The organism is Hydrogenibacillus schlegelii, from assembly GCF_001653195.1.
GTDB lineage: Bacteria > Bacillota > Bacilli > Thermicanales > DSM-22653 > Hydrogenibacillus > Hydrogenibacillus schlegelii.
Genome location: NZ_JXBB01000047.1, coordinates 1 through 2,912, shown reverse-complemented (window position 1 = coordinate 2,912; position 2,912 = coordinate 1). Strand labels below are relative to the sequence as shown.

Sequence of the window (2,912 nt, the reverse complement as noted above, 5' to 3'; positions counted from 1 at the left end):
AGAACCGACAAAAATCGGCCCTTCGCCTGGCCCGGCTGCACCGGAAGATCCGGAACATTCGTCTGGACTTCCTCCACAAGCGCACGACCGAACTCGTCCGGACGCATCCGGTGATCGCGATCGAGGACCTGAACGTGGCCGGAATGCTGAAGAACGACCGCCTCGCCCGGCACATCGCCGACGTCGGCTGGGGTACCTTCCGGGCGCTCCTCGAAGCGAAAGCCAAGCTTCGAGGCGTGCGGATCGTGAAGGCAGGGCGCTTTGAGCCGACGTCGAAGACGTGCTCTTCCTGCGGATATGTTCTTCCCGAACTTCCGCTTTCCGTCCGGGCGTGGACGTGTCCGGCGTGCGGCACGCATCACGATCGGGACGTGAATGCGGCCAAGAATCTGCTCAGGTTTGCCCTGACCGTGGCGTAAGACGGTCCTACCGTGAGTTCCGCGGGAAGTTAAGCCTGTGGACACCGGTGGTTGCAGGCTCCGGCCGGTGCCGGTGGATGAAGCAGGAAGCAACCGGACAGTATCCCTTCGATGGGAGATTTGTCTATGAGTTGCGGAACGGGAGCCCAGATCGGGCGCGCCGGTTCATGAGACGTTCGGCCCCGAAGCACGCGAAAGGCCCGCCTCGGGGCGGCCGACCTCGGCCGGAGCGGGGTCAGGCGTCGGCCGGATCGGGAAAGGGGAACGGCCACCGGTCGTGCGCACTGGTCGCGGTCGGGTCCTGCAAAAGGCGATCGGCCGCCTCGATCGCCTCAAAGAGGGCGGCCTTCGACCAGCCTTCCGGCACGTCTGCGGCCCGGCGGAGGTGGGCCCGGGCGGTGGCGAGGAGCCGGCCCGCGCCGCGCCGGTTGCCCCGGGCGGCGTGATGGTAGGCGGCGGCGATCTGGATCAAAGCCTGCAAAAAGGGGTCGCGCCCCCGGGCCCGCCAGACGTCTTCCAGCGCTTCATGGGCGTCGAAATAGCGGCCCTCCGCCATGAGCGCGACGTAAGTCGCGAGAGCCGCGGCCCGGTCGCGACCGGGATCGGCCGCCGGACCGCCGGTTTGGGGGCTATTTTTCATTCTTGAGCTTCCCTCCCTCGATGCCGCGGATCCTTCGGGTCGGCGCCGCCTGCGGTCGGAAGCCGCCCGCGATGGGAGCGATGCCGGAGCCGGCACGCAGGGCGTGCCGCGTGGCGGGGAAACGCCGGGGCGAGGAAGAGAAAAGAGAAGCGCAGAGAAAGTGGAGCTTAGAGAAACCGATGAGGGCGTTCTGACCGAAGGTCGGACGGCCGTTTTCGTGATCGGCGTCGGCCTCTTCGTGGATGTTCAGGCGAATGACGCCCGGGATCAAGACGGCGTGAGCGACGCTCGAGACGGGGAACAGTTCGGGATGCCCTGCACGACGGCAAACCAGAGACCGGTCCAGTACGACCTGCGTCGGCTCCTTTCCGTCGTTTGCGCTCGGTTTGGGCCGCATCAGCCGCCGGCGCTTCAAAATAGCCGGAGCGTGAGCGGATAGCGGACGACGTGCCCTGCCGCAGCGGAGACGGCGCCCCAGAACGAAAGGATCAGCCAGCCCGTGAAGACGGCGGCAAACGGCCAAAGAAACGGCGTGGAAGCGACGGTCCCTACGATCCCCGGCCATCCCTCCGCGCCGCCGCCCGGCCCGACGTCGAGGGGTGGTGCCGTCCCGCGGCCGACGGCGATCGCCGCCGGCAAAAACGCCAGCGTCGCAAGCCCCGTCCAGGTGAACTGAAAGCGAGTCGCCTCCCGACCGTGGTCGTAGAGGAGAGGGTCGAGGCGTCCGAGCAGGACCCAGAGGGCGAGCGGAAGCAAAATCTGAACAAAAGGCAGGCGAAAGACGATCGCCATAAGGCCGCTCCCGTGGATGAGGCCGCCGAGCGCTCGAAGCAATATCGGCGAAGGAGGGCGGCGGCGGACGAGCTTGGGCGGGATCAGCCAAGTCACCTCCTCAGGCCAGCTTCCCCTTCGGTGCCCGACGACGGAGGACCGAAAACCGAGAGGAGTGTGATTTTCTCCCTCCCCCTAAAGGGGAAGGGCTTCCTGGCGGCAGGATGTCCTGCCGGGTTACACCGGAGGCTTCGCGCCTCCGGAGGGGACCGTCACTGAAGTCCCGACTACGTCAGGTACCGGGCTTAAGCCCCGGCCCTTGACGATACGTGTACAAAGCGGTTATGCCGCCTGTCCCAGCGCCAGTGCCGGATCGTGTGGAAAGACACCGGACCGGGTACGCCGACGACGTTTTTGGCAAGCCGGAACTTGAGCAAATTCCCGGCGCCGTTCAGATCCGCCTGCAAAGAGAAGCCGCATCGCCTGCACTTCCAGTGCCCGCGATGTCTTCTCGACGACGGGTCCCGCCGGCCGCAGGCGTAACAGGTCGATGACGTGTACTTTTCGGGAAGAAAGATCGTCCGAATCCCGCGCATGAGGTTTTTGTACCCCTGCTGGGAGCCGAGGCGATCGTAGGCCATCTGGTTGATCTTCTGGTTGGCCTTCTTCCCTTTCATCCCGGTTCCGGCGGAGCGGCGAAGGCCGGTCAGATCGCCGAGGACGGCGACGGCGATGCCTTCTTTCCGGTCGAGTTCGGCCAGCGCTTTCGTCAGGGCGTGCTCCATGTGCCGGATCCGGCGATCGAGCTTCTCAAGCACCCGGCCTTTGGCCGCCTGAAGCCGGCGCCGGCGCCGCGACCCTTCTCTGAGGCGGCTCAGCTTCGCCTGAAATTCCGCCAGCACTTTGTTCCGGTACTGGATCTGGGCCAGGAGTTCGCGGCCGACGAAAAGATCCGGCACACCGGCGGAGGTCGCCCGGGCAAGCATGGCCGCGTTGTAGTCGTACGCCGCGACGGGCCCCGCCTCAGGGCGGACCGGCACGACCCCGAGATCGAAGGTCACGTGGAGGATGAGGTTTTCCAC

General features: G+C 66.1%; 5 protein-coding genes. 2 read left to right on the top strand and 3 right to left on the bottom strand.

Translation table 11 applies throughout. The features are described 5' to 3' along the window. The coding region (locus tag SA87_RS10185) for an RNA-guided endonuclease TnpB family protein (protein WP_156516537.1) at nucleotides 1–419 on the top strand (419 nt) is incomplete at its 5' end. Between the two features lie 235 nt (nucleotides 420–654). Here the strand turns inward: SA87_RS10185 and SA87_RS10180 are convergent. Next, nucleotides 655–1,059, bottom strand: a complete 405-nt coding sequence (locus SA87_RS10180; protein WP_066202648.1) for a DUF309 domain-containing protein — start codon at nucleotides 1,057–1,059, stop codon at nucleotides 655–657. A 160-nt stretch (nucleotides 1,060–1,219) separates the two neighbouring features. On the opposite strand from SA87_RS10180, the gene SA87_RS13320 reads away from it, so the two are divergent. Continuing rightward, nucleotides 1,220–1,498: a hypothetical protein gene (locus tag SA87_RS13320; RefSeq protein WP_156423409.1), complete on the top strand. Its 279-nt coding sequence runs from the start codon at nucleotides 1,220–1,222 to the stop codon at nucleotides 1,496–1,498. On the opposite strand, the gene SA87_RS10170 is transcribed toward SA87_RS13320, so the two are convergent. Both SA87_RS10170 and SA87_RS10165 read right to left on the bottom strand, forming a co-directional pair. Next, on the bottom strand, nucleotides 1,471–1,947 hold the full coding sequence (locus SA87_RS10170; RefSeq protein ID WP_066202642.1) for a magnetosome magnetite crystal formation protein family: 477 nt from the start codon (nucleotides 1,945–1,947) through the stop codon (nucleotides 1,471–1,473). The genes SA87_RS13320 and SA87_RS10170 overlap by 28 nt on opposite strands. 188 nt (nucleotides 1,948–2,135) lie before the next feature. Next, a partial coding sequence (locus tag SA87_RS10165; protein ID WP_169816960.1) for an RNA-guided endonuclease TnpB family protein occupies nucleotides 2,136–2,912 on the bottom strand: 777 nt, incomplete at its 5' end.